At 60.6% G+C, this 26,125-nt stretch carries 15 protein-coding genes; 3 read left to right on the forward strand and 12 right to left on the reverse strand.

Annotated elements, in window-relative coordinates:
* The 3 genes from R3C19_17980 to R3C19_17990 all read left to right on the forward strand — a co-directional run.
* On the forward strand, positions 1-1,024 hold a 1,024-nt coding region (locus R3C19_17980), incomplete at its 5' end, for an alkaline phosphatase (GenBank protein MEZ6062233.1).
* 84 nt (positions 1,025-1,108) lie between these two features.
* Positions 1,109-2,152 carry a zinc-dependent alcohol dehydrogenase family protein gene (locus R3C19_17985; protein ID MEZ6062234.1) on the forward strand — a complete coding sequence of 348 codons (1,044 nt, stop codon included), beginning with the start codon at positions 1,109-1,111 and terminating at the stop codon, positions 2,150-2,152.
* A 123-nt stretch (positions 2,153-2,275) separates the two neighbouring features.
* A complete protein-coding gene (locus tag R3C19_17990; protein MEZ6062235.1) occupies positions 2,276-4,390 on the forward strand; it encodes a S8 family serine peptidase in 2,115 nt (704 codons plus the stop codon).
* 100 nt (positions 4,391-4,490) lie between these two features.
* Here R3C19_17990 and R3C19_17995 read toward each other — a convergent pair whose 3' ends face one another.
* The 12 genes from R3C19_17995 to R3C19_18050 all read right to left on the reverse strand — a co-directional run bounded on the left by R3C19_17995 (position 4,491) and on the right by R3C19_18050 (position 26,118).
* On the reverse strand, positions 4,491-5,630 hold the full coding sequence (locus tag R3C19_17995; GenBank protein MEZ6062236.1) for a hypothetical protein: 1,140 nt from the start codon (positions 5,628-5,630) through the stop codon (positions 4,491-4,493).
* A gap of 12 nt (positions 5,631-5,642) precedes the next feature.
* Positions 5,643-6,461: a 4'-phosphopantetheinyl transferase superfamily protein gene (locus tag R3C19_18000; GenBank protein ID MEZ6062237.1), complete on the reverse strand. Its 819-nt coding sequence runs from the start codon at positions 6,459-6,461 to the stop codon at positions 5,643-5,645.
* A 20-nt stretch (positions 6,462-6,481) separates the two neighbouring features.
* Positions 6,482-7,858, reverse strand: a complete 1,377-nt coding sequence (locus R3C19_18005) for an O-antigen ligase family protein (protein MEZ6062238.1) — start codon at positions 7,856-7,858, stop codon at positions 6,482-6,484.
* Complete coding sequence (locus R3C19_18010; protein ID MEZ6062239.1) at positions 7,858-9,315, reverse strand: condensation domain-containing protein; 1,458 nt, start codon at positions 9,313-9,315, stop codon at positions 7,858-7,860. Before R3C19_18010 ends, R3C19_18005 begins: the two co-directional genes overlap by 1 nt.
* Positions 9,316-9,324: 9 nt before the next feature.
* A complete protein-coding gene (locus R3C19_18015; protein ID MEZ6062240.1) occupies positions 9,325-10,059 on the reverse strand; it encodes an SDR family oxidoreductase in 735 nt (244 codons plus the stop codon).
* Positions 9,953-11,317, reverse strand: a complete 1,365-nt coding sequence (locus R3C19_18020) for an aromatic ring-hydroxylating dioxygenase subunit alpha (protein ID MEZ6062241.1) — start codon at positions 11,315-11,317, stop codon at positions 9,953-9,955. Before R3C19_18020 ends, R3C19_18015 begins: the two co-directional genes overlap by 107 nt.
* A gap of 1 nt (position 11,318) precedes the next feature.
* Positions 11,319-19,358 carry an SDR family NAD(P)-dependent oxidoreductase gene (locus R3C19_18025; protein ID MEZ6062242.1) on the reverse strand — a complete coding sequence of 2,680 codons (8,040 nt, stop codon included), beginning with the start codon at positions 19,356-19,358 and terminating at the stop codon, positions 11,319-11,321.
* 4 nt (positions 19,359-19,362) lie between these two features.
* Positions 19,363-20,970: an SDR family oxidoreductase gene (locus tag R3C19_18030; protein MEZ6062243.1), complete on the reverse strand. Its 1,608-nt coding sequence runs from the start codon at positions 20,968-20,970 to the stop codon at positions 19,363-19,365.
* 79 nt (positions 20,971-21,049) lie between these two features.
* Positions 21,050-21,769: a class I SAM-dependent methyltransferase gene (locus R3C19_18035; protein ID MEZ6062244.1), complete on the reverse strand. Its 720-nt coding sequence runs from the start codon at positions 21,767-21,769 to the stop codon at positions 21,050-21,052.
* A gap of 332 nt (positions 21,770-22,101) precedes the next feature.
* Positions 22,102-23,325, reverse strand: coding sequence for a glycosyltransferase family 4 protein (locus R3C19_18040; protein MEZ6062245.1), 1,224 nt, complete (start codon positions 23,323-23,325; stop codon positions 22,102-22,104).
* Complete coding sequence (locus R3C19_18045; GenBank protein ID MEZ6062246.1) at positions 23,322-24,779, reverse strand: hypothetical protein; 1,458 nt, start codon at positions 24,777-24,779, stop codon at positions 23,322-23,324. Before R3C19_18045 ends, R3C19_18040 begins: the two co-directional genes overlap by 4 nt.
* 94 nt (positions 24,780-24,873) lie before the next feature.
* Positions 24,874-26,118, reverse strand: a complete 1,245-nt coding sequence (locus tag R3C19_18050; GenBank protein ID MEZ6062247.1) for a glycosyltransferase family 4 protein — start codon at positions 26,116-26,118, stop codon at positions 24,874-24,876.
* Positions 26,119-26,125 lie beyond the last annotated feature (7 nt).

Below are 26,125 nucleotides of genomic sequence, written 5' to 3' on the forward strand. Positions count from 1 at the left end.
CGGCGGCTACGACGCTTCCGCCGGCGGAACCACGCCGTGGGCTGATCCCGCCGACGTCGGATATCTCATCGGACAGCCGGCGGAGGGAAACCCAAAGCACGCTTACACGGATTCTTCATCGTCCGCCACCAGCATGACCGCGGGCATCAAGACCTATAACAATGGCGTGAACGTCGGTCCCGGCGGAGAACAGGTATCGACGATCGCTCACGAACTGCAGGAGCAGGGCCGGGCCGTCGGTGCTGTTTCGTCCGTACCCATCAGTCATGCCACACCGGCGGCAGCCTATGCCCACAACGTGACACGGAACGACTACCAGGACATTTCCCGAGACATGCTGGGACTGCCCTCGATCGCTCATCCGGATCATCCCCTGTCCGGAATGGACGTCGTGATCGGCGGCGGATTTGGCACGAAAGGCGATGAAGGCAGGGCACAGGGCTCCAACTACGAACCCGGAAACATCTACCTGGCGGACAGCGATCTGCGTCGCGTCGACGTCAGACACGGCGGGCAGTATGCCGTGGCTGTTCGAACTCACGGGAAAGACGGCAGCCGGCTGCTGCGGGATGCCGCACGCACAGCTCGAGAAGGTGGCCATCGACTGCTGGGGTTCTTCGGCATGGGAGCCTACAACGGCCACCTGCCCTTTCAGACAGCAGACGGCAGTTATGACCCGGTCCCCGGAAACGGCAAGAAAGCAGAGACACTGACGCCGGCAGATGTCTCTGAAAACCCGACGCTGGCGGATATGACGGAAGCAGCCATTTCCGTTCTGAAAACAAACCCCAACGGGTTCTGGCTGATGGTGGAAGCCGGCGACGTCGACTGGGCCAACCACGACAACAACATCGACAACAGTATCGGAGCCGTCAACAGCGGCGACGACGCGATCCGGACGATCACCGACTGGGTGGAACGTCACAGCAACTGGAACGAATCGCTGGTGATCGTCACCGCGGACCACGGCCATATGCTGCAGTTGACCAGGCCCGAACTGCTGATCGACGGCACGTCTCCGTAGCGAATTGTTCCAGAATCGACTCCCGCCGGTTCCGCCGATCCTTTGAATCACAAGGGACGCGTCCGTGTCATCGCGAACGATCTCATGAAGGCCGCCGTCTTCGAAAAATTCCAGAAACCTCTGACGGTCCGCGACGTCACTGATCCACGGCCTCAAGCGGATTCAGCGATCATCCGGGTGCAAGCGTGCGGAATCTGTCGCAGTGACTGGCACGGATGGATGGGGCACGACAGCGATGTCCGGCTGCCGCATGTTCCGGGACATGAACTTGCCGGCACCATCGCGGAAGTCGGCAGTGCTGTCCGAAACTGGCATATTGGCGATCGTGTCACGACGCCCTTTTGCTGCGGCTGCGGAACGTGCCGCCAATGTGTCACCGGCAATTCACAGATTTGCGATCGCTACACGCAGCCGGGCTTTACGCATTGGGGCGCGTTTGCGGAACTTGTCGAAATCCGGCACGCTGACGTCAATCTGGTGGCACTTCCGGAATCGATTGAAGATGTCACGGCTGCCAGTCTCGGCTGCCGATTCGCCACGGCATTTCGGGCAATCGTGGACCAGGGACGCGTCCGCGGCGGCGAGGTTGTCGCGGTCCACGGCTGCGGAGGAGTCGGGTTGTCTGCGGTCATGATCGCGGCTGCCGTCGGGGCACGCGTGATCGGTGTTGACGTCGATCCGGCTCGGCTGAACCTGGCAAGTCAGTGCGGCGCGGACGCCGTGCTGAATGCCGCGGAAACGCCGGACGTCATCGCCGCCATTCGTGAATTGACAGACGGCGGAGCACACGTCTCGCTGGATGCACTCGGCAGTCGCGCGACGTGTTTCAATTCGGTGAAATGCCTTCGGAAGCGCGGCCGCCATGTTCAGGTCGGACTCACGCTGGGAAGCGATTCAGACCCTGCCGTCCCGATGAGCGACGTCATTGCTGGAGAACTGGAGATCTTCGGAAGCCACGGAATGCCGTCAGCCGACTACCCCGCCATGCTGCAGATGATTCAGCGAAAAGCGCTGCAGCCGCAACGACTGATCGGTGACCTTGTCTCACTAAGCGAAGCCGCCGCGCTGCTGCCGCGAATGAATGAATTCCCCGGCACGGGCGTGATCGTGATCGATCGCTTTTCCTGATCGTTGCCGTTTCACCTGGAATTTCGTAGGTTGAAGGTTCGTAGGGGCGGCCAGATGCTGTTCCCGAATCATTTTGGAATGGAGTCCGTGGTGGTGAACTAACTTCAGTTGAGGAGAATCCTGATGCCGAAGGTCACGTATGGTGGTGAAAACGGACAGACGATCGAGTTCGAAACCAGCGACGACTTGCTGGCTGTCAGAACTCGCGGCGGCCGGACGCTGTCCAGCCGAGCACTGGCTCCGCCACAACTGGCCGTTATGGAAGACATGGAACTGGCATTTTCCTTCCCGGAAGCCAACGTCGAAGTCTATCGCCGCACGAAAGGTCGTTCGAAGACGGCTCTGGAAAACACCAAGCGCGAGCTGAGGCAGTTTGCAGACACACGATTCGCCGGACGAGTGCTGGTGCAAAAAGGGTCGCAGGATCCCGTGGTTTACACCGAGAACCTGTTCGTCAAGTTTGAGGATTCGTGCAGCGAGAATTACTGCCAGGACATCCTGAATCAGATTGGTCTGACGGTAAAGCGATCGCTGCCGTACGCTCGTAACGCGTTTTTTGTCGAAGCGCCGGAAGGTACCGGCCAGCAGGTCTTCGACATCGCTCAAACGCTGCTGGAACGCGAAGACGTCGAACTGGCGCATCCCGAGCTTGTCCGGCAGAAGGAACTGCGAACGATCTTCGAGCCGCAGTGGCATCTGAAGAAGACGACCGTCAACGGCCAGCCAGTGGACGCCGGCACCAGTGTCGATGCGGCTCACCAGTTGGCGACGGGCGAAGGCATTACGATCGCCGTGATCGACGACGGAGTTGACATCGATCACGAAGAATTTTCATCGCCCGGCAAGATCGTCGCACCCCGGGACACTTCGTTTTCCGTCAGCGATCCCCGCCATGCGAATCCTCGGCCGCGGGTCGGCGACAATCACGGCACAGCGTGCGCCGGAGTGGCCTGCGCGGACGGGCGATTCGGCGCCAGCGGAGTGGCTCCCGGAGCGCGGCTGATGCCCATTCGAAACGTCAGTTCGCTCGGGTCGCAGGCCGAAGCGGACGCGTTCCACTGGGCGGCGGACAACGGCGCGGACGTGATTTCCTGCAGTTGGGGGCCGCGCGACGGCAGATGGTTCGACCCCAATGATCCGCTGCACAACACATTCGTTCCGCTACCCGACAGCACTCGGCTGGCGATTGAATACGCGATCAACAACGGCCGCGGCGGACGAGGCTGCGTGATCTTCTGGGCGGCCGGAAACGGAAACGAAAGCGCTGACAACGATGGCTATGCGGCCAGTCCGCATGTGATCGCGGTGGCCGCGTGCAATGACCGAAGCCGGCGCAGTGTGTACAGCGACTTTGGCGATGCCGTGTTCTGTTCATTTCCCAGCAGCGACTTCGGATGGCCCGCACAGGGTCATCCTGAACCGCTGACGCCTGGCATCTGGACGACAGACCGTTCCGGCCGCGACGGCTACAACCATGGCGACTTGCAGACGGGAGATCTTGCCGGCAACTACACCAACAGCTTCGGAGGAACGTCCAGCGCGTGTCCGGGAGCGGCTGGTGTCGCGGCGCTTGTGCTGTCCCGCAACCCGGCGCTGAGATGGGACGAAGTTCGCCGCATTCTGGGAAGCTCCAGCGACCGCATCGACCCGCAGGGCGGCAACTACGACGCGGCCAGTGGTCACAGTGCGTTTTACGGTCACGGCCGCCTGAACGCGGAAAAAGCCGTTCGCGCCGCGGTCGCCGACGAACCGCTGGAGAACGTCATTGTCGCCGCACGGTTCAACGCCGAGATCAATGACTTCCGGAGGACCTCAGTTCGGCTTCAGGTCGGCGAGACGCGCGAACTTTCCTTGTTGCGCGTGGAGGTCGAAATTCAGCACACCTACATCGGCGATCTTGTCGTGCAACTGATACCGCCGGAGGCGTCAGGATTGGATCCCGTCGTGCTGCACAACCGGGAAGGCCGCGGGACGCATGACATTCATCGAGTCTACGACGCGGCCAGCGTGGAAGAACTTGCGAACTTCGCCGGAATGAGTCCCGCCGGCGACTGGACGCTGCAGGTGGAAGACTTTGCTCATCGCGATCGCGGACACGTCCGTTACTTCGGACTGGAACTGGTGCCGGCAGCCGTCCCGGGAGATTCGCCGAACCGCGCCGTGATGACCGCTGATATCGGTGACGAAGCTGCAGAAAGGCCAGCCGCCCGACGACGCAGAATGGCAGCCAAAGCCTGACAAAGACTCGCCGCATTCAAAACCGGCGAAACGGATCTCATCATGAACAATGCCTCGGCGACGCGGTGTCGCCGAGGCATCTTTCGTTTGGCGCTGCGAGTCAGTTGGATTCCGAGTCCAATTCCGTGGAGGCTCGCTCGTGAAGCTGATCCAGGAACTCGGAGAACGACACCGACTGATCACCTGTCAGCCCGCCGAGCTGTGCCTTGACCGTGTCGACTGGCAGCGTCAGCAGAGCTCGATGCGTTACGCCGGTGACCACGGGCAGTGCCGGATACATTCCCATGGCGCTCATGTTGCCGAAGCGAATTGTCGCGGAAACGGTGGGAGCACTGCCTTCGGCTGTCGGGTCCGACGTATCCAGCAGATGAAACTGCGTGCGGGCCACCGAAGTGGCGAACACCGCGTAGTGCGGATTCTCCGCAGTGGAGTCCTTCAACCGGTGCAGGAACAGCAGTTCAAATTCCCGGTGGCTTGTACCGTCCGGAGAAGCGGCTGTCCGTTCTTCGGTTGTGTATCGAAACGCCAGCACCATCGTTCGGGCGGACTCCAGAGACAGTGGTTCCTTTGATTCCCACACCAGCCCCAGCGTACGCAGTGACGAAATCGCGCTGAGAATCATGGCTTCGGCTTCGACTGTGTTTTCCGATCCGTCCGTCGACATGAATGCCGCCTTGACCTGCGGACCGAAAAAATCGTGACCGGATTCCGTGTGATAAAGCGTGGGCTGAACGGTCAACTGATGGCTTTCCAGGTAGCTGTTGACCGCGCCGCGGGTGACTCTGGGAAGTTCCGCTTCGCCGATCGGATCCAGTTGCAGCCGGATGGAAAACGCGGAATCACGTCCCAGCGCTCCGGCGACGCCCGCCTGCGGAGACACCAGGCCCTGCGTCAGCGGTACTCCGGCGCCCAGCAGCTCACACGAAAGTGCCTGCCCGGCGTGCCGGTACATCGTGGTCACCTGGTTCAGATCCCAGGGCACTTCGGCAAGAGCCGGGTAGTCTTCGACGGTTGGCACGACCGAAGACATTCCTGCCAGCAGCAGTGGCGTCGTCGTGGCGCTGGTCCCGACGATTAGTTGGCGAGTCAAAGGGTCCGCTTCAGTCTCCGCGCCGGCCAGAAATTCCTGCTGGCGGGAGAACGTGTTGGCTTTGTTCTCCTCCATCTGCCGGTATACGGAAACCGCCGTGACGACCAACAGCAGGATGGTCAGCGGCGCGAGAATCGTCTGGCTGTGCACTCATGTGGCCTTTCAACAAACTGCGGGACCGGTATTTCCCGCCTGGTGATCCGACACGGGGATTTCATTCGGTAAGTCGACAAAACACATGCAGTCAGACGTCGCAACACTGCCCTGAATGTGTGTGGAAAAACCTGTGATTTCCCTCAGGTTTCGTATGCCCGGCAAGACGTCGCACGGAAAGTTCGTGAACGTCTGTACTGACTGTCCGGTTTCTGTCGCGAATCCCGCACAGTGCCGGCGAGTGGTGATCTCACCGTTGCGATTCACGTGGATATCCAAGACGCGAGTATGGCAATCTTCGCCATGACATTTCCACACCGATTCTTTGACCGTCCAGATTTGACGTAAGGTTTCCTCCTGGCGTGTCGGCGGAATGACGCGGAACCAGGTCTGTTCGTCCTGACTGAGGATCATTGGTACCAGAGCTGGCTGATTCAATGGCGCCCGAACCTCGATGTCGACTCCGACTCGGCGCATTGTTCGGGATGTGGCGACAGCGGTGATGTTTCCGGAATGCGACAGACTGATAGAAACGATCTCTTCGCCGTTCTCGTCCACGACAATCGGTCGGCCGGATCTTGTCGCAACGACACTAAAGCCGTCAGACAATCCGATCAGCTTGCGCAGGATGTCGCTCAGCACCAGCCGGCTGACAACGAACTGCCGCCGCTTATCGGCAGTCCGGTACCGTTCGAATCGTCGGCGGTCGCAATCAGACAGGCGTTCAGCTGTCAACCGGTCTTCGTCGCGCGCCGACATTGCAGTGGCGTCATGAAGCCACAACTGCACGCCGGGAAGGATGTCGATCGGACCGGCCAACTGAAGCATGACTTTGCCGACTCCCGGTCCTACGACTGTTTCTGCCGGGCCGACGCAAGGCCTGACAGCAACCCGACGCTCCACAGCAGATAGAATCCAAAGTCGTAACTCATCCAGACTGTGAAAAACACCATCAGCGACGCCACCAGACAACCGGCAAACACGGTGCACCAGCGCCTGATCTGCGGATCGCTGCTCAGGTAAATCGCCGTTCCCAGTGCGGTTAGAAACAACAGGATAAAACACGCCAGACCCAGCCACCCAAATCTCAGAATCAGCAGCACGTAGGCGTTGTCGACAAGTCGCAGCTTCTCGACTGAGTCACGCGTCGATTCCAGATACGGGATGTTCGGCGGAAACTGGTTGGTCGCAATTGTTCCGTAACCGGTCAGACCGGCGTTCAGCATCGGGCCGCCGTAGGCCTGATAGATCAACAGCCGGCTGCGCGTCCCGGTGATTTCTTCAACTTCGCCATCGACTTCCACCAGCCGGACGTGACTGCCGCCGAATTTTTCAAGAACGGTCACGGCGGCATCCGGAAAAATGACGGCTCCGACAATCAGAATGGCCGCCGCTGCCAGCGATGGCCAGAGGAACCGGCGGTGATTCAGCACCCAGGCGACGACCGCGGCAATTCCCAGTCCCAGAATCGGTCCGCGAGAAATCCCGGCGGCGACACCAGCTATCAGCAGGATCAGCGGCAGCGTCTGCCAGAGCGCGGACGGCTGGTCGTCGGTTGCGTCATCCGCTTCGACATCGCGTTCTTCGCCGTCATTCATGCGAGTCCATGGCAGCATCAGCAGCAACAGCATCGCCGTGAAGATCGGGTGCAGAGTCATACTGTAGGCGCGCTGGAAGCCGAACCGCTGACCGTCGCGGTTGATTTCGCTGGTCGGCGGTTCTCCAAAAACCGCGTCCCAGATGTTGAACGAGAACAGCGATTCGCCGATGGCCGTCAACGACAGAATGACCAGTACCGACAGCATCCACGGCCGCAGAAATCGCAGGTCGCGCGTCCGCGCGATGGAAAAACGTCCCGCGACGTACGGCAGCACCCACTCACCGTACGCTCTGAACGGAATCCCGACACTGAAACCGTCGGCCAGTGTGTCTGACCAGACATGAGCGATGAACATAGCGCCGATACAGAAGTCCAGCAGAGTTATCGGCGACCGGATACTGCCCTTCGGATGCACACAAAACGCGAGCAGTCCGATGATGGCCGCCAGAGTTCGCAGTCCGATCGGCTGATCGAACCAGTCCTGAACAATCCACACCGGGAACACGAACGACACGGCCATCGCCGCGCCCAGTGCCCGTGCCGGAGTCTGCCGGATTGTTGTCACCAGCACGACAAGCGCCAGCACAACGGCGAATGCAATCCAGACTGGCAGGCCGGTAAACATCACTTCTCCGCCGGCTGAGAATTGCGGTCGCGAGTCAGGCAACCGCAGATGTGCTGCAATTGCCCGATCAGTGTCGCCAGGATCCGCTGAGTTTCCGCTTCGGAAATTACATCCGACGACGTCCGTACTCCCAGCGTCAACCGGGGACCTGTCAGACACGCCGCCACGCTCAGCGGCGAACCCGGCGGAAGCGGCGGAATTCCGGTGGCCGATTCAAAACGCAGATGGCCCGTGTAAACCCAACGATCGTCCGTTCGAAACATGCGACTGGGAACTCGCGTGATGTCTCCCAGACACGTGAACTGCAGCGTCGGAACAAACCAGCCCAGCCGGCGGAACAAACCCGGTCCACCCGGGACCTTTTCCAACTGCTGCATTCCCTTCAGGAATTCGACGGCCACCTGTTTGTTCTTGATGTACGTCATTTCGTCGTGCAGCCCGCGCAGCAGGCCGACAGGATCGCCGCAGTGGCTGAATTTTCGACGCAGAAACACAACACCAAAGCGGTTGCACGCGGACAGAAAACGGTCCGACGGCCGGCGCAGGTCGACCGGGTTCAGGATCGTGATTCGATCGGACCGGCGCGCGTTCGGCCATAGTTCGCTGACGGTCAGCATGCAGCATGCCAGCAGCAGATCATTCAGCGTTACGTCGAACTGTTTCAGCGTGCGCCTCAGGCATGCCTGTTCGACTCCCGGCAGCAGCTGCGCAGATTCGACGGCCGCTTCGACGAAGCACGTCGCCGCAGCGAGCTGTGCCGATTCTCCGGACGCGGCACGCAGTCGAGATCCCGGACGAACCGTGCGACCACGGACGGTCAGCAGAAAATTGCGAATTCCCTCCCAGCCGCCAACGGAGTTCTTCGAGTCACCGGATGTCTGGACGATCTCGTCACGAGCCTGCAGCAGCGCGGGATCAGCAGGCGGAAGCTGCGATTCCAGACCTCGCACCCGGCAGTCGTACAGGTGCATCCATTCGGCGATCAGTTGTCTCATCCCCGTGCCGTCGCTGCAGGCATGATGAACGTCCAGCGTGATCAGCAGGCCGTCATCGCCGATGATCGCCCGACCGGCAAAGCCCGGCTGTTCACTGAGCGGCATTCGTCCGACGGCTCCGTGATCGATGTCGCTGATCGATCGTTCTGCATATTCGACCGTCAGCGTCGGCGGGTCAGTCGCTACCCAGCAGGGAACACCGTCCCGAACGGAAATGCGCGACATCAGCAGCGGATGACGAATGACCGCTTCATTCCATGCCGCCGTAAGAGCCTTTGAATCGGTTTCGCCGGTCAGTCGCAGCACCACACGAATAATCATCCGGTGAGCGTGGTCCTCACTGTTGAGCACGAAGCGTTCAAAGACAGTTGCCGGCAGCGATGCGGAAAGTTCCCGCGAACGCTGACCGGACGGCGCCGGTGCCGAGTGAGATGTCGGATTTGTGGTTCGCTGCGCTGTCATTGGCTATTTCTACACACGAACCATGATGCCGCCATCGACGATGATTGTCTGGCCCTGAATCAGATCGCTTCCAGGACTTGCCAGAAACGCGACGACGTCCGCGACGTCCTCCGCTGTCAGATCCCGATCCTTCAGCAGCATTTGCTTTCGGACAAGATCCAGCAGCGAATCCACACCCGGCATCGTGCGAACGGCGTCCGTCGGAACCAGTCCCGGCATCACGGCATTGAAGTTGATTCCCGTCGGCCCCAGTTCGAACGCCAGATGCCGCATCAAACTTTCCAGAGCGGCCTTGGATGCGCCGATGGCACCGTAGTTCGCAACCGCGCGAGCAGAACCGTGGCTGGACACACAAATGACCTTGCCGTTTCCGGCGGACCGGGACAGCAGCGGAGCCGCCGCCTGCGTCAGCCACACCAGCGGTGCCGCGTTTGTTCGCACGACAGCGTCGATTCCCGCGGGAGTCACATCCATCAGAGGACGAAATCCTCCGCCCGCGACGTTGCTGACCAGAATATCCAGGCCCCCGAAGTGTTCCGCGGCCGCGTTCACCAGCGCGTGAGCATCGTCGCGAACCGACACATCCGCGCGCACTGCGATGGAATCGACACCGTGCGACTTGACTGCCGACGCGGTTTCACGGGCCGCGTCCGGTGACGACAGAAAATTGACAACGACGTTGGCTCCCGCCTGAGCCAGCCGGATCGCGCAGGCACGTCCGATCCCGCGGGAGGCTCCGGTCACCAGTGCTGTCTTGTCTTTCAGGCTGAACACTCAAACGGCCCTCTGAACGGGCGACAGTGGATTCCTTCTCTTCCGCCGCACACCCTGAACAATTCTCTGCAACTCCGTCCGCTGCGCCGTCGACGGATGCGCCGTCGACGGAAGCAACGCTGCCGGCGTGGTCGTACACGAACTGCTGGAACGTATGCAGACGTTCCTCGCAGCGCTCCAGAATCGCCGGACGGTGCCTTCCTGAAACTCCCGCCTGGATGTGGGGATACATGCGAATGTCTTCGTGCAGAATTCGCAGCGCCAGTCGAGCGGTGAAGTGCCGCCAGGTCCATGCCGTCATCCGTGACAGCGGATTGGAACGCCGGCTACACAGTCCAAACTGCCAAACTCGGCTTTCCGAAGTCGTCGCCGTGACGGGAGCCACCGTCTGCACCACTGTCAGCGAATCCGTGTGGCTAACCAACAGATTCGGAAGCACATGGTGATGTTCATACTTTCCGGAGAACGTTCGTCCCAACACGGCATGAACCGCGCTTTCAACGGTCCTCAGCGCACGATCAACAAGTCGCGGCGTGTTGAACGCGGTGTAGAATGAGGACGAGTTCGCGCTGAATGCATGGCGACTGAGGTCTTCGCCCGGATCAATTCCGAAAGTTGCCGGATGCACTTCGGGAATGTGATAGCTCTCCAGCGACGCTTCGATGGGGATCTTCCAGTTCGCGGGAAAACTAAGATGCCGCTGCATCGAAAGAGCCCAGACCGGCGCGGAAAACCATTCCGCGAACATCTCAAAATGCTCACCAAGCCACTCACGAAGTGAAGGTCCGCTGCGACCACAGCGGACGAAGATCAGGTCGCCGCAGTTGTCCAGTTCGAACTCCTGCAGTCGATATCGATCGCGATCGAATGCCGGGAAATTGCGTGCTGCGGGAATTTTCCGAGTCCTGCCATCAGCCCCGAATTCCCATCCATGAAACGGGCACTTGAGTTTTTCCGATCGGCTGTGGGGTTGCGAAACCAGCCGGCAGTGACGGTGAGAACAAACGTTGTGCAGCGCCGTCAGCCGACCGTCGAAGTTGCGCACGACCACCGGTATTTCACCGAATTCGGCGGTCACCTGATCGCCGCTGCGGCTCAGTGCCGACGAAACGCCGACCGGTTGCCAGAACCGCCGGAACAGTGCATTCGTTTCGCGGCGGTGCGCGTCGTCGCTGCTGTAGTCGGCCGGCGACAACGGAGAAATGAAGGATACGGGACTTTGGTACATGTCATGGTCCCGCTGTCCGCAGCCAGGAAATCCGGCAGTCCGTGACGTGAAGAATCAGGTCGGCGTTGCTTCCGATCAGCCGGAAGTCACAGACAGCGCCGCCGGATTCTTTACGAATTTCCGGAATCACCACTTCGCACGATTCGCCGGGATCCGGCGACCGTCCGAATTCGATTTCCGCAAAACTTACGGGAAGACTGGCTTTCTTTAGTCTCTGCCAGGCCGTCCAGGCCACGGCGTAAAGGCAGGCGTCCATTGTCGCGCAGGGGATAGTGAAACCCAAAGCTCGCTCCGGACCGAACAATTGCACAGCAGCCGATGCCGCAATTCGGCCGACCGCCTGTTGCCGACTCAAGCCGACTTTGCGCAGCTCCTGAAATTCCGGCCCGTGATAGACGACGGCGTCCGGAGACACGTATTGAATTCGCTGCCAGTTCAGCGATTCGTGCGACGGCGCGGCAAACCGGACGGAATCGACCGCAGCGTCCACGGGATTCTCGGCGTCGACCGTTTCGCACAGGACGGCGAAAAACTGCCGGCCTTCTTCGACCAGCCGGCCATCCCGGCGGCGAACGTCGGCCAGTAGCCGCGACTGAAACACGTTCGGGCGAACCTCGCACGTTTCAATCGTAACCGCCATCGGATCGTCGGAAACAAACCGAATTGCCTGAAACGCTCTGGCGTCGCGGCACCGGATGACTCGACGACCGCCGGTAAAACTGCGAACCGCTTCGCACATCAGTTCCAGAGCAACGACATACGGCAGCGTCGGTCGCTGTTTGACCAGATGCTGTGCCAGGAATCGGTCCGACACCGGGTCCAGTGTCACCACCACGGAATGCGTCGCTCCGTCCTGCTGAATGCGCGCGGACTTCAACAGCGGAAGCATCTCGGTGATATCAGCGCCGGCTGGCCGGGCCGTTTGATTCGGGAAAAACTTCCGAAGATACGCGACATCTGTGATGAGTACTTCCGATTCGTCGCCGCCGTATTCGAGTTCGTCCAGAAAATGTTTCAGTCCGTCCCTGGCGGGCATGAATTCCATGTCGATCATTTCCAGGGCCAGCCGAGCCTCCGGCTTGGTCGCCATGCCGACATCATCCCAGGCATGCCAGTGAAACGTCGCGCTGCGGACTTCAGGCCGCTGCTGACGGTAGCGGTCGACAAGCTTCGCCATCATGTCATTGGCAAGCGAATAGTCGGTGTGACCGTTGGCGCCGAAGCGGCCGCTGATCGATCCGAAGGCGGCAAACCAGTCCAGCGGGTCCTCCGCCGTGGCCTGCATCAGTGCAATCGTGCCGTCGATCTTGGGACGCAGGCACTTTTCCACCTTGTCGCTTCGCTTGCGGTCGAACCGCGAATCCTGCCCGGCGCCGGCTCCGTGAATCACTCCACGAATGGGGCCGTGCTCGCGACGAATGCGGTCCAGCAGGCAAGTCAGTTCCGCCGCATCGGCGACGTCGCAGCAGTGGTAGACGGCCGCAATACCCGCTTCCCGACAGGCTCGCAGAGTGGCATCAATTTCAACGGATTTCTCCGTGTTGCGCCAGGCTTCCACGGGACTGATTCCCCGCTGCGACGCGCGGCGCATCACTTCGCGTCGGAATTCGCTGCGATTCGCCGCAGCCGTCCGGTCCGCTTCCGACAGTTCCGGATGAGGCGCAGTGCCCAGCAGGTGAAGGTTCAGCCCATGCCGAATTGCCAGCTCCATCGCGGTCATCGCCGTGATACCGCGACCACCACCGGACACGATCCACACGCCGCCGGGAGTGATCAAACGGTTCGATTCGGGGTGTTCAGACACCGTAATGCCAGTTTTCAGAGCGGCCGGTATCGCCTGGACGACGCGACGCTGAGTGCCGTCGAACGCAACTTCCATGTCGTAAGACGGAGCCGCCAGTTCAGCAAGAATCTCTTCGATCGCGCGCTCCGCTGAGCACTCCGGGGCGACGTCAATCATCTTCATCGGCGTCGTGCGAAATCCGCGCATCCAGGCTTCGATCAGCATCGCTTTGACCAGGCCACCCGTGCTTTCGGGAGACAGAACGCGCCGCGCACAAAATCCCAGGTCGCCGCCCAGACGGGTGACGCAAACAACGCTGGCGCCTTCCATCTGATCAGCGTCGACCATTCGCTGCATCCAGAGCTGGCAGATTCGGAACGGCGTACTGAGGCCCGCCGCGCGACGGCGAGCCCAGTCGTCGGATCGAAGTGACTGCAGCGCCGCATCGTCGTGGGCCATCATCAAGAACAGATGAGGCGTCAATTGCTGTTCCCAAAGCTGTTCCAATCGACGTTCGATTTCAGCGGCGTCATCCGACGTGGAGATGACATGTGCCAGCTCACCCAACTGACGAATCCGATCACCCAGTGATTCGGCAAAGCGGCTGTCCCCCAGAATCAGTGCCGGACCATTCAATTCCGGTACGGCGGGAACACCGCGGCGCCGCGCAGAGATCATTGTCCGCAGAGCAAAGCGATGAGTTCCCGGACGAAGCTGACTGATTTCGACAGCCGCAGTCGGTTGCTGGTGCTCCGCGGCGCGATGTGCGTCGACGATTTTCCGCGCCACGCCCGGAAGTTCTTCGGACGTTGCGTTCGCGGAACCCGCTCGATGACCGTTGCCATGCAGCAAGTTGACCGCCAGCCGAACGCTTGCGGCTGCAACGCCTGCGCCGTCGGCAAGTCCCCGGACACCGGGACTCTCGTCCGGCCGGCCGGCTGTGCGATCCGACTTAAGAAGCGAACGATCGTGCAGCAGCCGCAATGCAGCTCGGATTTCTCCCCGATGCTGAAGTCCGATTGCGCGAAGTCGCTCGTAGTCGCCGGAATTCTCACCGGTCGCCGACGCTGCGGATTCGAAATACGACCTCCACGCCGCGAGGATTTCATCCGTCGGCTCGACGCCGCGGAGAGGTGCGGGCTCGCAATGCTGCGCCCCGTTGCGGCCGGTGAACTGTCGCTGTCCCAGTGCGTCACGCGAGTCGGCGTGCATACGTCCGGACCGGTGCTGGCTGTCGACGCTCTCCCGGTGCGCGTCAGTCTCGGTCTGGTGGTGCGAACGAAGGTCGCCGGCCGTTACGCCATTGACCCGACGCTGCGTGTCCGTGCGCGGTGCGCCGACGGAAAGTTTGTCGATGATTGGTCCTGTGGATCGTTTGCGCACATCGGCAATTCGAGTGGCATGGTTCACGGTCTCCGGCTGACGGGAAAGCGGTTCATTCGTCGCTGCCATCTGGCTCAGAACAAACTCACGAATCAACCGCAGTGTGGCAAACCGCGACTGCGTCAGCGTTTCAACGGAGACGGACGCCAGATTGTATTGTTCGCGAAGTTCTCCGATCAGTTGAGCCTGCTTGATGCTGTCCAGCCCGAGATCTGCTTCCAGGTCGGCATCGACATCGACGACGTCTCGCGTGTAACCGGTTTGATCAACGACGAAATCGATCAGGAGCGAGTCAAGTTCGTCCGAGCTCGGCCGCTGAGTCCGCGGTCCGTCCGTTGCAGACGCGCGAGTGGACGCCAATTCGCGTGACGACTGTTCGTGCGCAGACGTTTCCTTCGTTTGAGCAGCGCTCGTCAAACGACCGACATTTGCAGCGATCGACGGCTTCGAACTTTCGCCGATTGTCGCGGAGGAAGAATTCAAGGCTGCGGCTTCGTGCAGGCGGTCGGCCATGCGAGCGGCGTCGGCAAGCGTTCGAATATCCTCCAGACGCAGATCTGTCGGCGCGACGTTCAGGTCGCGCCACGCGGCCAGTTCTCCGATGATCTGTGCCTTTTTGATGCTGTCGATTCCCAGATCCGCTTCCATGTCGGCCTGAACATCAACAACGTCGCGATCGTAGCCGGTCAGTTCAACAACCAGGTCGACCAGAAACGCTTCGATTTCCCCGGAAGCACCGACCGGAACCGCTTCCGGCAGTGCGACGCCGGAATCCGCGGAAGTTTTTTCTTCCGCCGAAGTCGACATTGCAGACGCGGAATCATCGGTATCCTGCCGTCGGCGACCCGCACCGGTCACATCCAGCATGACGATCTCGTCGTGAGTCACTGGCCGCGACGGAATCGACGGACGTCTTGCTGCATCTGTCGGCGACGGATGCGTTTCGATTCCAACACATTCAAGAACCGTCTGAATCAGTTGCAGACGACAGGACATGGGCTCGCCAGGCACATCAGCACTGACGCACAGCGCCCGGTCGCCGGCGATTTCGCGGTTCATCCGAGTCAGAATGTTGTTGGGACCGACTTCCAGCAGAACCTCACAGCCGTCATCCAGCAGACGCGACACGGTTGACGTCCACATCACCGGACGCGTCAGTTGTCGCACAAGACTGTCTCGCACGTCCGAAGGTTCTGACAGATAGCGGACGGTCGTCGCGGACAGGAATCCACTGACCGGCGGATGCAGCGGGACCGAGCCGCTCAACTGGCCGAACAATTCTTCCGTCGCCGCCATCATTGGAGTATGAAACGGTGCGGGAACGGAGACTTCCACGTGTGCCAGATTCGCGGAAGTCAGAACAGCCTTCGCCGCCTGCAGCGCCGTGGCGTCTCCGGCGATCACCGTTTGCCGCGGAGCGTTCAGGTGCGTGACGTAGATCGCGGCGTCCGAATTCCGAAATGCGGCACGAACGTCGCTGGCGGAGCCACGCACGGACAACAAGCCGCCTCCATGAATAGATCGTGTCAGAATCGCGTCGGCACGATGGCGGGTCAGGTCGACGGCAGCTTCGACGTCGAACACGCCTGCCTGAACGGCCGCAGTGAATTCTCCAAAGCTGTGCCCCGCGACAACGTCAGGACGAGCGACGTGCCCCGACAACACTCGCGCCAATGCCGTCGAAACACCCAGAACCCAGATCTGTGCCAGCCAGACATCACTGCCAACCGGTGAACCGCCGCGCTGTTCCCAATGCGCGGTCAGCTTTTCCATGCCGCGGTGCTGCAGGATCAAGTCCAGTTCCCGAAGATGACGATGGGCTTCAGCGAACGAGTCGATCACGGCCGGCCGGCCGGGATAGTGCGAGCCCTGACCGGGAAACAGCCACGCCAGCCGGGGCGACCGGGATGGATTCGACCAGATCACAAACGCGTCCCGATCAGACACCTGCCGACGGACGCCGTCCAGCCATTTCGCGGCAGCGGTCTTCAAGCGACCGAAGCACTGCTGCGGATCGTCACCGACAATGGCGACGCGGAATCGATCGGCAGGTTCAAACCGCCGCACTGAAGCCTTCGCCGCTGCGTCAGACGATTGTGTCGCGCTTCGCAGCAGCGATGACATCTGTTCTTCGGTTCGCGCCGAAAGTCGAATCACGATCCGCCGTTCAATGAAGCTGGCCACTGAAGAATGTGAAACGTCATGTTCGCTGGATGCAACCTGGGGAGCCGCCGCCCGATCCTCGCGAGCCGGTACCGGTGGATCGCCGGCATCTCGTCGATCGTTGTCAGCAGACGAAGCGCCGTGCGACATCGTGAGTTCCAGGCCGAAGCCGTCGTCGTTCATGGCCGCGATCCGGCACGGTTCCGCCTCCGACGATTCCGATGCAAACGTCTCCGCGACGAGTCTTACCAGGGAATGACTGCCAGCCAGGAATCCGACCGATTTCATCAGGCGAATATCGGTGGAATCGAAGCCAGGCTGCGACACTCCGGCAGTGGCGGAACCGACGTCGTGAATTGTGCCGTAAACCTTCAGACCGCGCTCCATCGCGTCGCTCAACCGACACAGCAGAACGACGGCAACACCTTCGCCCGGCAGTACCTGTGTTCCGTCTTCGGGGATGTCGTCCGGATTTCCGCTGGAAACCAGGTGGCCGGCAAGAGCGAGCTGTTCGAAAGCGTAGAGATTCATCGCGCGGCATCCGCTGCCGCAGACCATCAGGTCGCGCTGACGACTTCGCAGTTGGTCCACAGCCGTCGAAAGCGCCAGCATGGACGACGCATTGTCAGCATCCAGCGCGTACGCACCGCCCATCAGATCGAACGTCTTCGCAACGCGGGATGCCAGCGTACTGGCCGTAAAGCTTCCGGTTTCGTCCAGCAGCGCCGGACGATTCTTCAGTACGACTTTGCGAAACTGCTCAGCCGCCGCTGTGGCCGTGGATTTGTCGACACCCTGCTCAACCAGCGACGCCGACAATTCGCGGCAGATTTCCGGCAGCCGCATGCCGACCTGAAGAGAGTCGCCGAATTCACCGCCGAACACGTTGCCGATGGAAACGCCCATCGAGGTGCGATCGAAGGGCCAGGCATCCGCCGGAGTCTTCACACCACATTCGGCAGCCGCCTGGGCAACCGCATCGATCAGCATCATCTGCAGAGGATTCGCCTGCTGCACCTGTTTCGGCGGGATGCGATACTTCTGTCCGTCAAATTGATAGTCGCGAACGAAACCTCCCCGGCAGTGAGGGCTGCGGTGTTCGGCAGTACGATTCTCCGAACCCAAACCGGCGGATTTGTTCCAGCGATCGGCCGGAGCATCCCCAATTGCGGACCTCCCGGAATCCAGCAGCGCCTGCAATTCGGCCACACCGCCGGCGCCTGCCAGCACGATTCCGCGTCCGACAATGGCGATCGGGTCGGAGACATAGTCATTGTTCAGGACATCCGATGTCGTCTCGACAGCGTCATTCGCAGCCGCGGCCTGCAGGACAGCGTGAGCGTTCAGCCCGCCGATTCCGAACGCGCTGACTGCCGCTCGCGGCGGCCGCTGTCCCGAAATCCAGGGCTCTCGCTCTTGCACGACACGAAGAGGAATGTTGTCCCAGTCGCAGCTCGATGTCAGCTCTTCGATGTTGATCGAAGGAGCGAACTCACTGCGCTTCATGCACAGCAGCACTTTCACCAATCCGATCAGACCGGCGGATTCCAGAGTGTGGCCGATGTTCGATTTCACGCTGCCGATTCGCAGGGCGGCCCTGCGGTCGCCTGACGATGATTCCGCCAGCAATCCACCCAGAGCTTCCAGTTCGGTGGCGTCGCCGAGCTGAGTGCTGGTCGCATGCGCTTCCAGATAGTCGATGTTCAGGACGCTGCCGCCCCGATACGCGCGTCGAATCGCAAGTTCCTGGCCTTCGCGGCGCGGAGCCCACAGGCTGCGCCCCCGGCCATCGGACGAGATTCCCAGCCCCGTCAGCCAGGCCAGAACCGGCAGCCCCATTGCCCGCGCCCGCGCGGCAGTCGTCACGACAATCGCCACATATCCTTCGGAACTCACCAGGCCGCCGGCCCGATGGTCAAACGGACAGGACAGTCCTTCCGTGCAGGCCTGAGAATGTGAAAACAAAATCAGGTTGTCGACGCTGTTGTAGGTTGAACCGCCGACGATCGCCTGATCAATCTGCCCGGTTCGAAGCGCCAGCGCCGCGTGCGACAGCGCGACCAGTGATGAAGCACAGGCCGCGTCGATCACGCATCGAGTGCCATTCAGGCCAAGTGCCTCACTTGTGATTGCCGCTGCCTGATAGGCGTTCAGCCGATGCAGCAAATCGGCGCGAAGCGACGGCCGTCCGGAACGAATTCGTTCGCAGACAGCTTGCTTCACAGCGGATCGCTGCGACGCCGAAAGTCCGCGCAGCGCGTCGACGTCGTCCAGGAATTCGACAGCGTCCTGAATCTGAGTCGCCAGGCTGATGGCGCCGCCGAGCTTTGTGCCGCCGGAATGTCCGACGTAGACACCTGTTCGAGCAAGTTGCGGGTCAGCAGGCGAAAGTCCGGCGTGACGCCAGGCACGGACAGCCACTTCTCGGAACTGCAGGTGCGAAGGATCAGACGGCCGCGAACGATTCACCGGCGCCTGTGATTCTGCCGCACTGTCAGCGATTTCCGGGACATAGCCGCCCAGCGTCGCATACGTGAATCCTTCCCGGCCCCGTTCCGGATGAAAATACAGGTCGCGCTGCAGGCGGTCCTCGGGCAATTCCGAGACACCACTGCGCCCGGCGAACAGCATTTCTTCGAACGCGTCAAGGCTGTTCGCGCCGGGAACGCGGCACGCCATCCCGACGATCGCCAACGGACTGTGCGATGTCATCGATTCATGCCCTCCCGTTTGCGGAAGGGACGGCACCGACACGTCGCACCGAAGCAGGCTCCGGACCTTCGGTTTCGAGCGAACACCCGGCGAACGGCGAAAGCTGGTCCGCCAGCTCATCATCGCTGACCGGCGCCTCGTCAGTTTCGACCAGCACGGTACCGGACGTGATCGCTGCCAGCAGATTCGGCCCGGCAGCCAGTTGCCGCCAATGCTCCGCAGATGTGTACAGCCGACAGCGTTCGCCGCCGGCGTTGCCGCGCGCGACACTGACGACGCGATCCGATTGCCGCAGGATGAACTCGCCGCCTCTCGGACCGCTCAGTACCAGGCCAATTGATTCCGGGCAGCCATTGCGTGGGTTCGGCCGGACGCCCGCCGGATGCAAATTTCGAAGCGGCGGAGAATCAGAATGTCGACTCACACGCGGTTCCGTCGCTTCCGACTTGCGGGCCGGTCGCCGTTCATGCAATCTCATTTGAGACTCCGACGGGGAACCGCCGACGGCCAGCTTCTGTTCGCAGAGTTCGCGAATCTGTGCCCGACCGATCTGCAGACAGTCGGGCTGTCCCGAAATTCGGAGCGCCGCCAGCGTGTTCGTACGGTCAAAATCCGGGTCGTCGCGAAAATAGGGCTGAAACGCGGCGATGAACGGTGCAATTAACTCCTGCGCTTTGTCATCGGTGCCGACGGCCGGCTGTTCCCGGACGCCCGGAATGCAGGACATCACCGTATGAAACGCCGCTTCAATTTCTGACAGTTCCGTGCCACCGCTGCTGGTCAAATGATACGTCCGTCCGTGAAGGTCCGGTCTTCGAAAAATCTGCGCCATTACGCGTGCAACCCAGTCCGCCGTTACCAGATTCTTGCGGTCACCCTGCCGGAATCCCAGGTTCTGAAAGCCGTTGTGGAATTCCGGGACGCCGAACTTCCGGCTGAGCATTTCGTATGCGGAAAAGCCGCCGTTGATCGTCAGGTCTGCCGGCATGACACTCTCGGGATGTGGATCGATGACAATCGACGGACGGTAGATTGTCAGCGTACCGACCGACCCGGCTTGTTTCAGCAGTTGCTCGGCAAGAATCTTACTCCGTTCGTAATCGTTGGCGGACTCCTGCCCGACGTCGCATTCCGATTCCAGAACGGCTCCGGTTCGAAGTCCGGCAACATAGGCCGTCGACACATAATGCCAGTCAGCGATTCCCGCATCGGTACACACGTCCAGCAGATGGCGAGTGCCGTCATAGTTGGTGCGGTATGGCTCGTTGTCCGGATCCTTACTGGCCGGGCTGAACACCAGGTTTGCAGCGGCGTGTATGACAGTACAGCAGTTGTCATGAATCCAGTGCTGATCGCGCGAATCCAGCCTCAGACGCCGTTGAGCGATGTCTCCCGTGATTACGTGCGGACGAATGAAGCGACGGCCAAACCGGGATTCCAGCTTTGCCAGAATCCTTTCGACCCGGGCGGCGGCATCAAGCTCTCTTGACGGACGAACAAGCGTCGCGACGCGAAATCCGCTTCTCAACAGATCAGCCAGCAGCAGGCTACCAACCATGCCGGTGGCGCCGGTCAGAAGCACGGCATTTGCGCTGGACGTTGACTGTTTCATTGCAACCTGGAACGAGGAGCGGTTTTGCCGCGGAACATTTTCGATAAGCGGGGACGGGATCAAACTGCAGTTTGCGAAGCTAAGTCGCCCTGGCAACGACCAATAACGACAGGCCGCCAAGCACACGATGCGTGTACTCGGGTGAAACCTGATAGCAAACCCTTCGAAGGATGTTGATTGGCTTCCAGGGACTCCGGTTCGCGCCGGGGCCATCCCATCCGGACTTCGTGAAGTGCCAGTGGATCGGTTCGTATCCGGTGTCACGCAGTGTGGCGAGCGCAGTCAGACGACTAAAGTAGTGAAGATGCCCAAGCGTTCGCCGCGGGCGGTCGCAGCCGCTGCCGACCACAGTTCTGGCGTTTGCGTCCAGAGGTATATGAAAAATATGGTGTTGTGCCAGATGGCGGCAGTCCCGGAGAAAACCGAAGTAGTCTTCAACGTGTTCGAACACATCCAGCATGATGGCGATGTCGAATGTTTCGCTGCATGACGCGGCGTTCTCCCGACGGAATTCAATTACGTCTTTCGCCTTCGGGTGAAGCGGAACGTCGGGACTGGGATCAAACCCGACAGCGCGCCGGATTCCGTTCAGTCCCCGCGTGACTTCTGCCAGCGCAAGTCCCGTGCCGCAGCCGATGTCACACAGCGTGGCGGGCGTCAGTCCGGCCTCACGAATTCCGCGCACGACATGACCAGCCTTCCACGGGGATCGTTCCGCATGCCATTCCGGATGCTGCTCCAGATAGCTGCCTTCCGTGTAAAGCGTGGTGATGTTTTGCCGAGCGGCTTCGGTGGTCATGGAGGATTCGAACCGTTAGGAAACACGCGATCGAAAACATTACGATGGCAGGTCAAAGCCGGAACGGCATCGCGACACGAAGGCACGCGAGAACGCCGAAAATTGCAGCGAATCTCTCGCCGTTCCGATGCAAACTCAACGCCGACCTGATACTGACTGGCGACCGCCGATCCGGAATCCATTCGTGCCATCACGTTACATGCCCCCAGCTTACGAGCCTTCGACTGTCGACACCGATGGCTATTCGCAAAAAAATGCAAAAAACGGATGGCGGGTCGTGCCGGTGTCACCCAGGGGACAGTATGCCGTGGTCCGCCTTCTGAAAGCGATGTTCACTCGCCGGATGACAACCGGATCGAACGATCATCCAGCAGCCGACGATAGATGGCCGCGATTCGACTGTTTGTGACGCTTTGATCGAATTCTGCAACAACACGTTGACGTGCGGAGGCACCGATTTCCGCAAGGGTCTCCGGTGACGACAGCAGGTTCGCAATTCCTTCAGCCAGGGCGGCGACGTCTTCGGGAGGAATCAGAACTCCCGCCGTCTCGCCGATCGCTTCCCGCATCCCGCTGACTTCGGCGGCGATCACCGGCCGGGCACACGACATCGCTTCCAGCAGAGCGATGCTCAGGCCCTCCCACCTTGACGGCATGGCGATCAGGTCCGCCGCCAGAAACCAGTCACGAACGTCGGAGCGCAGACCCACAAACGTCACGCTGTCGTCGCTGAGAGATTCCAGCGAAGGGCGATCCGGTCCGTCACCGACGAGATACAGACGGGCTCGCGGATGCTGCCGACGCACCTCCTGCCATGCTCGAAGCAACAGATCCTGTCCCTTCTGCCGACAAAGCCGCCCGACACAAAGAACGTTCTGAACGTCCGGATCCAGTTGAAGCCGGTCGCAGGCTGCCTTTCGGGAGTCCGCTTCCGGCTGCTGCCAGACTCGCAGATCAATTCCATTTCTGACGATGTCCCAGCGAGCCTTCATGCCGGCCTGCAGCGCTGCCGATTGTTCCGTTTCGCTGACACACACCGTCGAATGGGTCCACCGCGAGGCGAATCGTTCCCACCATCGCGACCCTGTCGCCAGCCAGCCGTCGACGGCGTGGAACGACCAGCCGTTTGGCTCAAACACAGTCGGCAGTCGTCCGCGCAGGACCAGGCGTCCGGCCAGCCCCGCTTTGGAGGAATGCAAATGCACAACGTCGGGCCGCATGTCATTGATGATGCGTCGAAGCCGAAGGCATTCGGAAAGAACCTTTGCTCCCGGGTTTCGAGTCGCGTTCCAGGGAATCCAGGTCGCGCCCAGTCGGCGACACTGCGCGTCCAGATCGTTTGCTTCCGGACAGGCCAGCAGGACCTTCCATCCTCGCTGCATCTGATCGCGCAGCAGATCCAGCACAACGGCCCTGACACCTGCATTCGTCGGTTGAGAAACGTGCAGCACCACCAGAGATCGGTCGTATCCGTCGCCGTGCGATGGCGAACCGGGTCCACTGTCGAACGCCGCCTCCACGGCGTCACCCTGCGAATCGTGCACGGCGTGCGTCATGCCGCCAGGCTCCCGGAACTGCGATTTCGCGTCGCGATGCCTTCGAACGTCATGCTGAACTTCATGACGACGTAAACCAGCAGACAGTAGCTCGTGAAGATTGACGGAAAGATCAGGTTGGCGCGGCAGTCTACAAACGAGTACGCGGCTACGGGATAAAACAGAAGTCCGGCAGGCTGCTGCGCAAGAAACGACTTCCAGAGTCCGCCGGCCGCCAGCCCGACGAAGAAATACGCGCAGATCCCCAGCCATCCGAAGTCCACATAGGTCGACGCAAACCCCGGCATGGCCGTGGTCACTGTCAGCCCGTGCTTCCTGAGCACCGGAGCTCGCTCTTCCGTTCCGTACGGGGCTTTTTCGCCGAGCACCCGGTCGCGCAGCCGGTCGAGTTCAAAGTACTGGTCGGCAACCGGGAATTCCCAGAACCAGCGTGTCCAATAAAACCCCTTGCGGCTGCCCGGGACTTCCATTTCATCATTCACGATCAGTGCTTCGGTGTTATACGGACCGATCACGTACCGAATCACTTCTGCCGTCGCTTCGGTGGTGCCGCTGATGCCCTTGCGTAACGCAGACATCCCCAGAAAAGCGACAACGACCAGGACACCCAGCAGCAGGCATGTCATCAAAGCCTGCCTGCCGGAAACTTTTCGTCTTGCAAGCGGCCAAACAAGGTAGACCAGTAGGGCACCCAGCAGCGGACGAGTCAGAAAGTTACGTTTCGCGGTCAGCAGAGCCGCTGGAATGTAGGTCAGGATACACACAATCAGCAGAACTCGGATCAGCGAATGGCGAGAGAAGGAACGTGAACACTGCCAGGCTGCGGGCAGCGCGATGGAAGAAACGTTCAGCACCGCTTTCCATGGCTCCCCGCCGGCCGTTCCCTTCATCTTCGTCATTTCCGTCATGAACAGCACCTGGCCACGAAGCGCCGCTAGCAGACTACCGATGCCTCCCACCCGATAGAACAAGTACACCGACACAAGATTCATTAGAATCAGCACGACAAGAAAACCACCCACTGTCCACGGATACGGTCGGTACACGTTTTCGGACGATGTTTGCGGTGGCGGACCGAAGGCCGACGTGCATCCAGCGACGTAGATTCCTGCCAGGATCATGGCGACGGAAGCAAGATTGAAGGTGATTAGCTTTGCATCCAGAAACATGTGGCATTGATCGCCGAGCAGTTGCGTATAGGCCTGCGGGGGAAAAAAGACACCCGACAGAAAGATGCACATGCCGGCCAGCAGTAGCGGCCACGGATGAGCCAGACGCAATGTCTCGTCATTGACCAGCAGCGCCGGAAGCTCAACAACCGTAACAGATCGCGGTGCGGCGCCTTCGGCGCGCGAATCGTCCGTGTCCGCATCGCCGCCGGTGCCTCTCCCGTGACGCATGGCCGCGCGAAGTCGCGCCGCGGCAACCAGGGATACAGCGGGTTGTTCGTTCACAGCAGATTCCTCATCCGCTTCTCTCCGATTGCCGGCTGCGGAGTATCCGCGCGGCTCGGGCGTCTGTTCGGATTCCGGCGAGTTGAAAAGCGAGCTATCGATGATTGTTTCCAAAGGCGGAGGAAAGAGCGGCAGCCTCCGCCAGCCGCTGACTGCCGGACACACTTTTTCCCAAAACGCGCTGAATGACGTCTGCGAATTTGTCCTGCCCGCCCTTCAGTGTGAGGTTCTGTTTCAGGTAATGTCGACCACGAATTCCAATATCCCGGCGCTCGGCGACGGAGAGCTGCATCATTCGTGCCATCGCATCGGCCAGTGCTCCGGCGTCTTCCACCGGCACGTAAAATCCATCGCTGCCATCGTGAAAGCCCGCAAATCGCTCACCATATTCCGACATCACAACCGGACACCCTGCGGCAAACGCTTCCAGCACTACCAGCGGCATTCCTTCAGACCGTGACGGCAGCAAGAAGCTGTCTGCCGCCTGCAACAGGCGATTGCAGTCACTGCGAAATCCGGGAAAGACAAAGTATGACGTTAGCCCGGCCTTTTCGATCATCCGCTCGATCGATTCGCGATAGGCGATGGATCGCGGACAGTACGCTTCCGCGGCAATGATGACCTTGAATCGGGCGAGTTCCTTCGCCGTGCCGGAGCGGACGATTCGCTCAACGGCATCGACCAGAATATCCAGCCCCTTGACTTCGTCGAATCGGCCGATGGTGATGAAGATGAACTCGTCGTCCGCAAATCCGAATTCCCTGCGCACTGACGCTCTGTGACTGCTGTCAGGAGCCGGAATCGTGTCCGGATTCAGTCCGTTCAGGACCACTGTCAGCTTGTCGGCAGGAACGTCCAGTTGCTGTACCAGCCGGTCGCGGATCGCCGGCGCGACGCAGACGATTCTGCGAGCATGTGACCGCAAAGCCCGCCGATAAAAGCTTCGCTTCGCAAACCGGGACAGAGCTGACCCCTGAAAATAAGGTGCCCCCTGAGCAAACACGACACCCGGAATGCCACACCGCACGGCAACCGCCATCGTCCCCGGAGCATCTCGCAGCTGGGTGGAAATGATCAGGTCGATCTCGCGTTGCCGAACTTCCCTGGCAAAACCACCGCTCATTCCGGGAATCATCGCCCGCGACAGACGCGGTATGTGAACAGTCGAAATGCCGGCAGCCTGCAGTTCCGGCAGCAGTTCGCCGGTCCTGACGTCCTCCGGTGTCGGAACGGCTTCGTAGGCGAACGTCACCTCGTGTCCAGCTTCACGCAAGGCTGTTGCGTAGTGGAACATCATGCGATTCGACCCGTACGAAAACGTACGAATGGCAGTCATCATCAGCCGA

The organism is Planctomycetaceae bacterium (genome assembly GCA_041398785.1).
In the GTDB taxonomy this organism is placed as follows: domain Bacteria; phylum Planctomycetota; class Planctomycetia; order Planctomycetales; family Planctomycetaceae; genus JAWKUA01.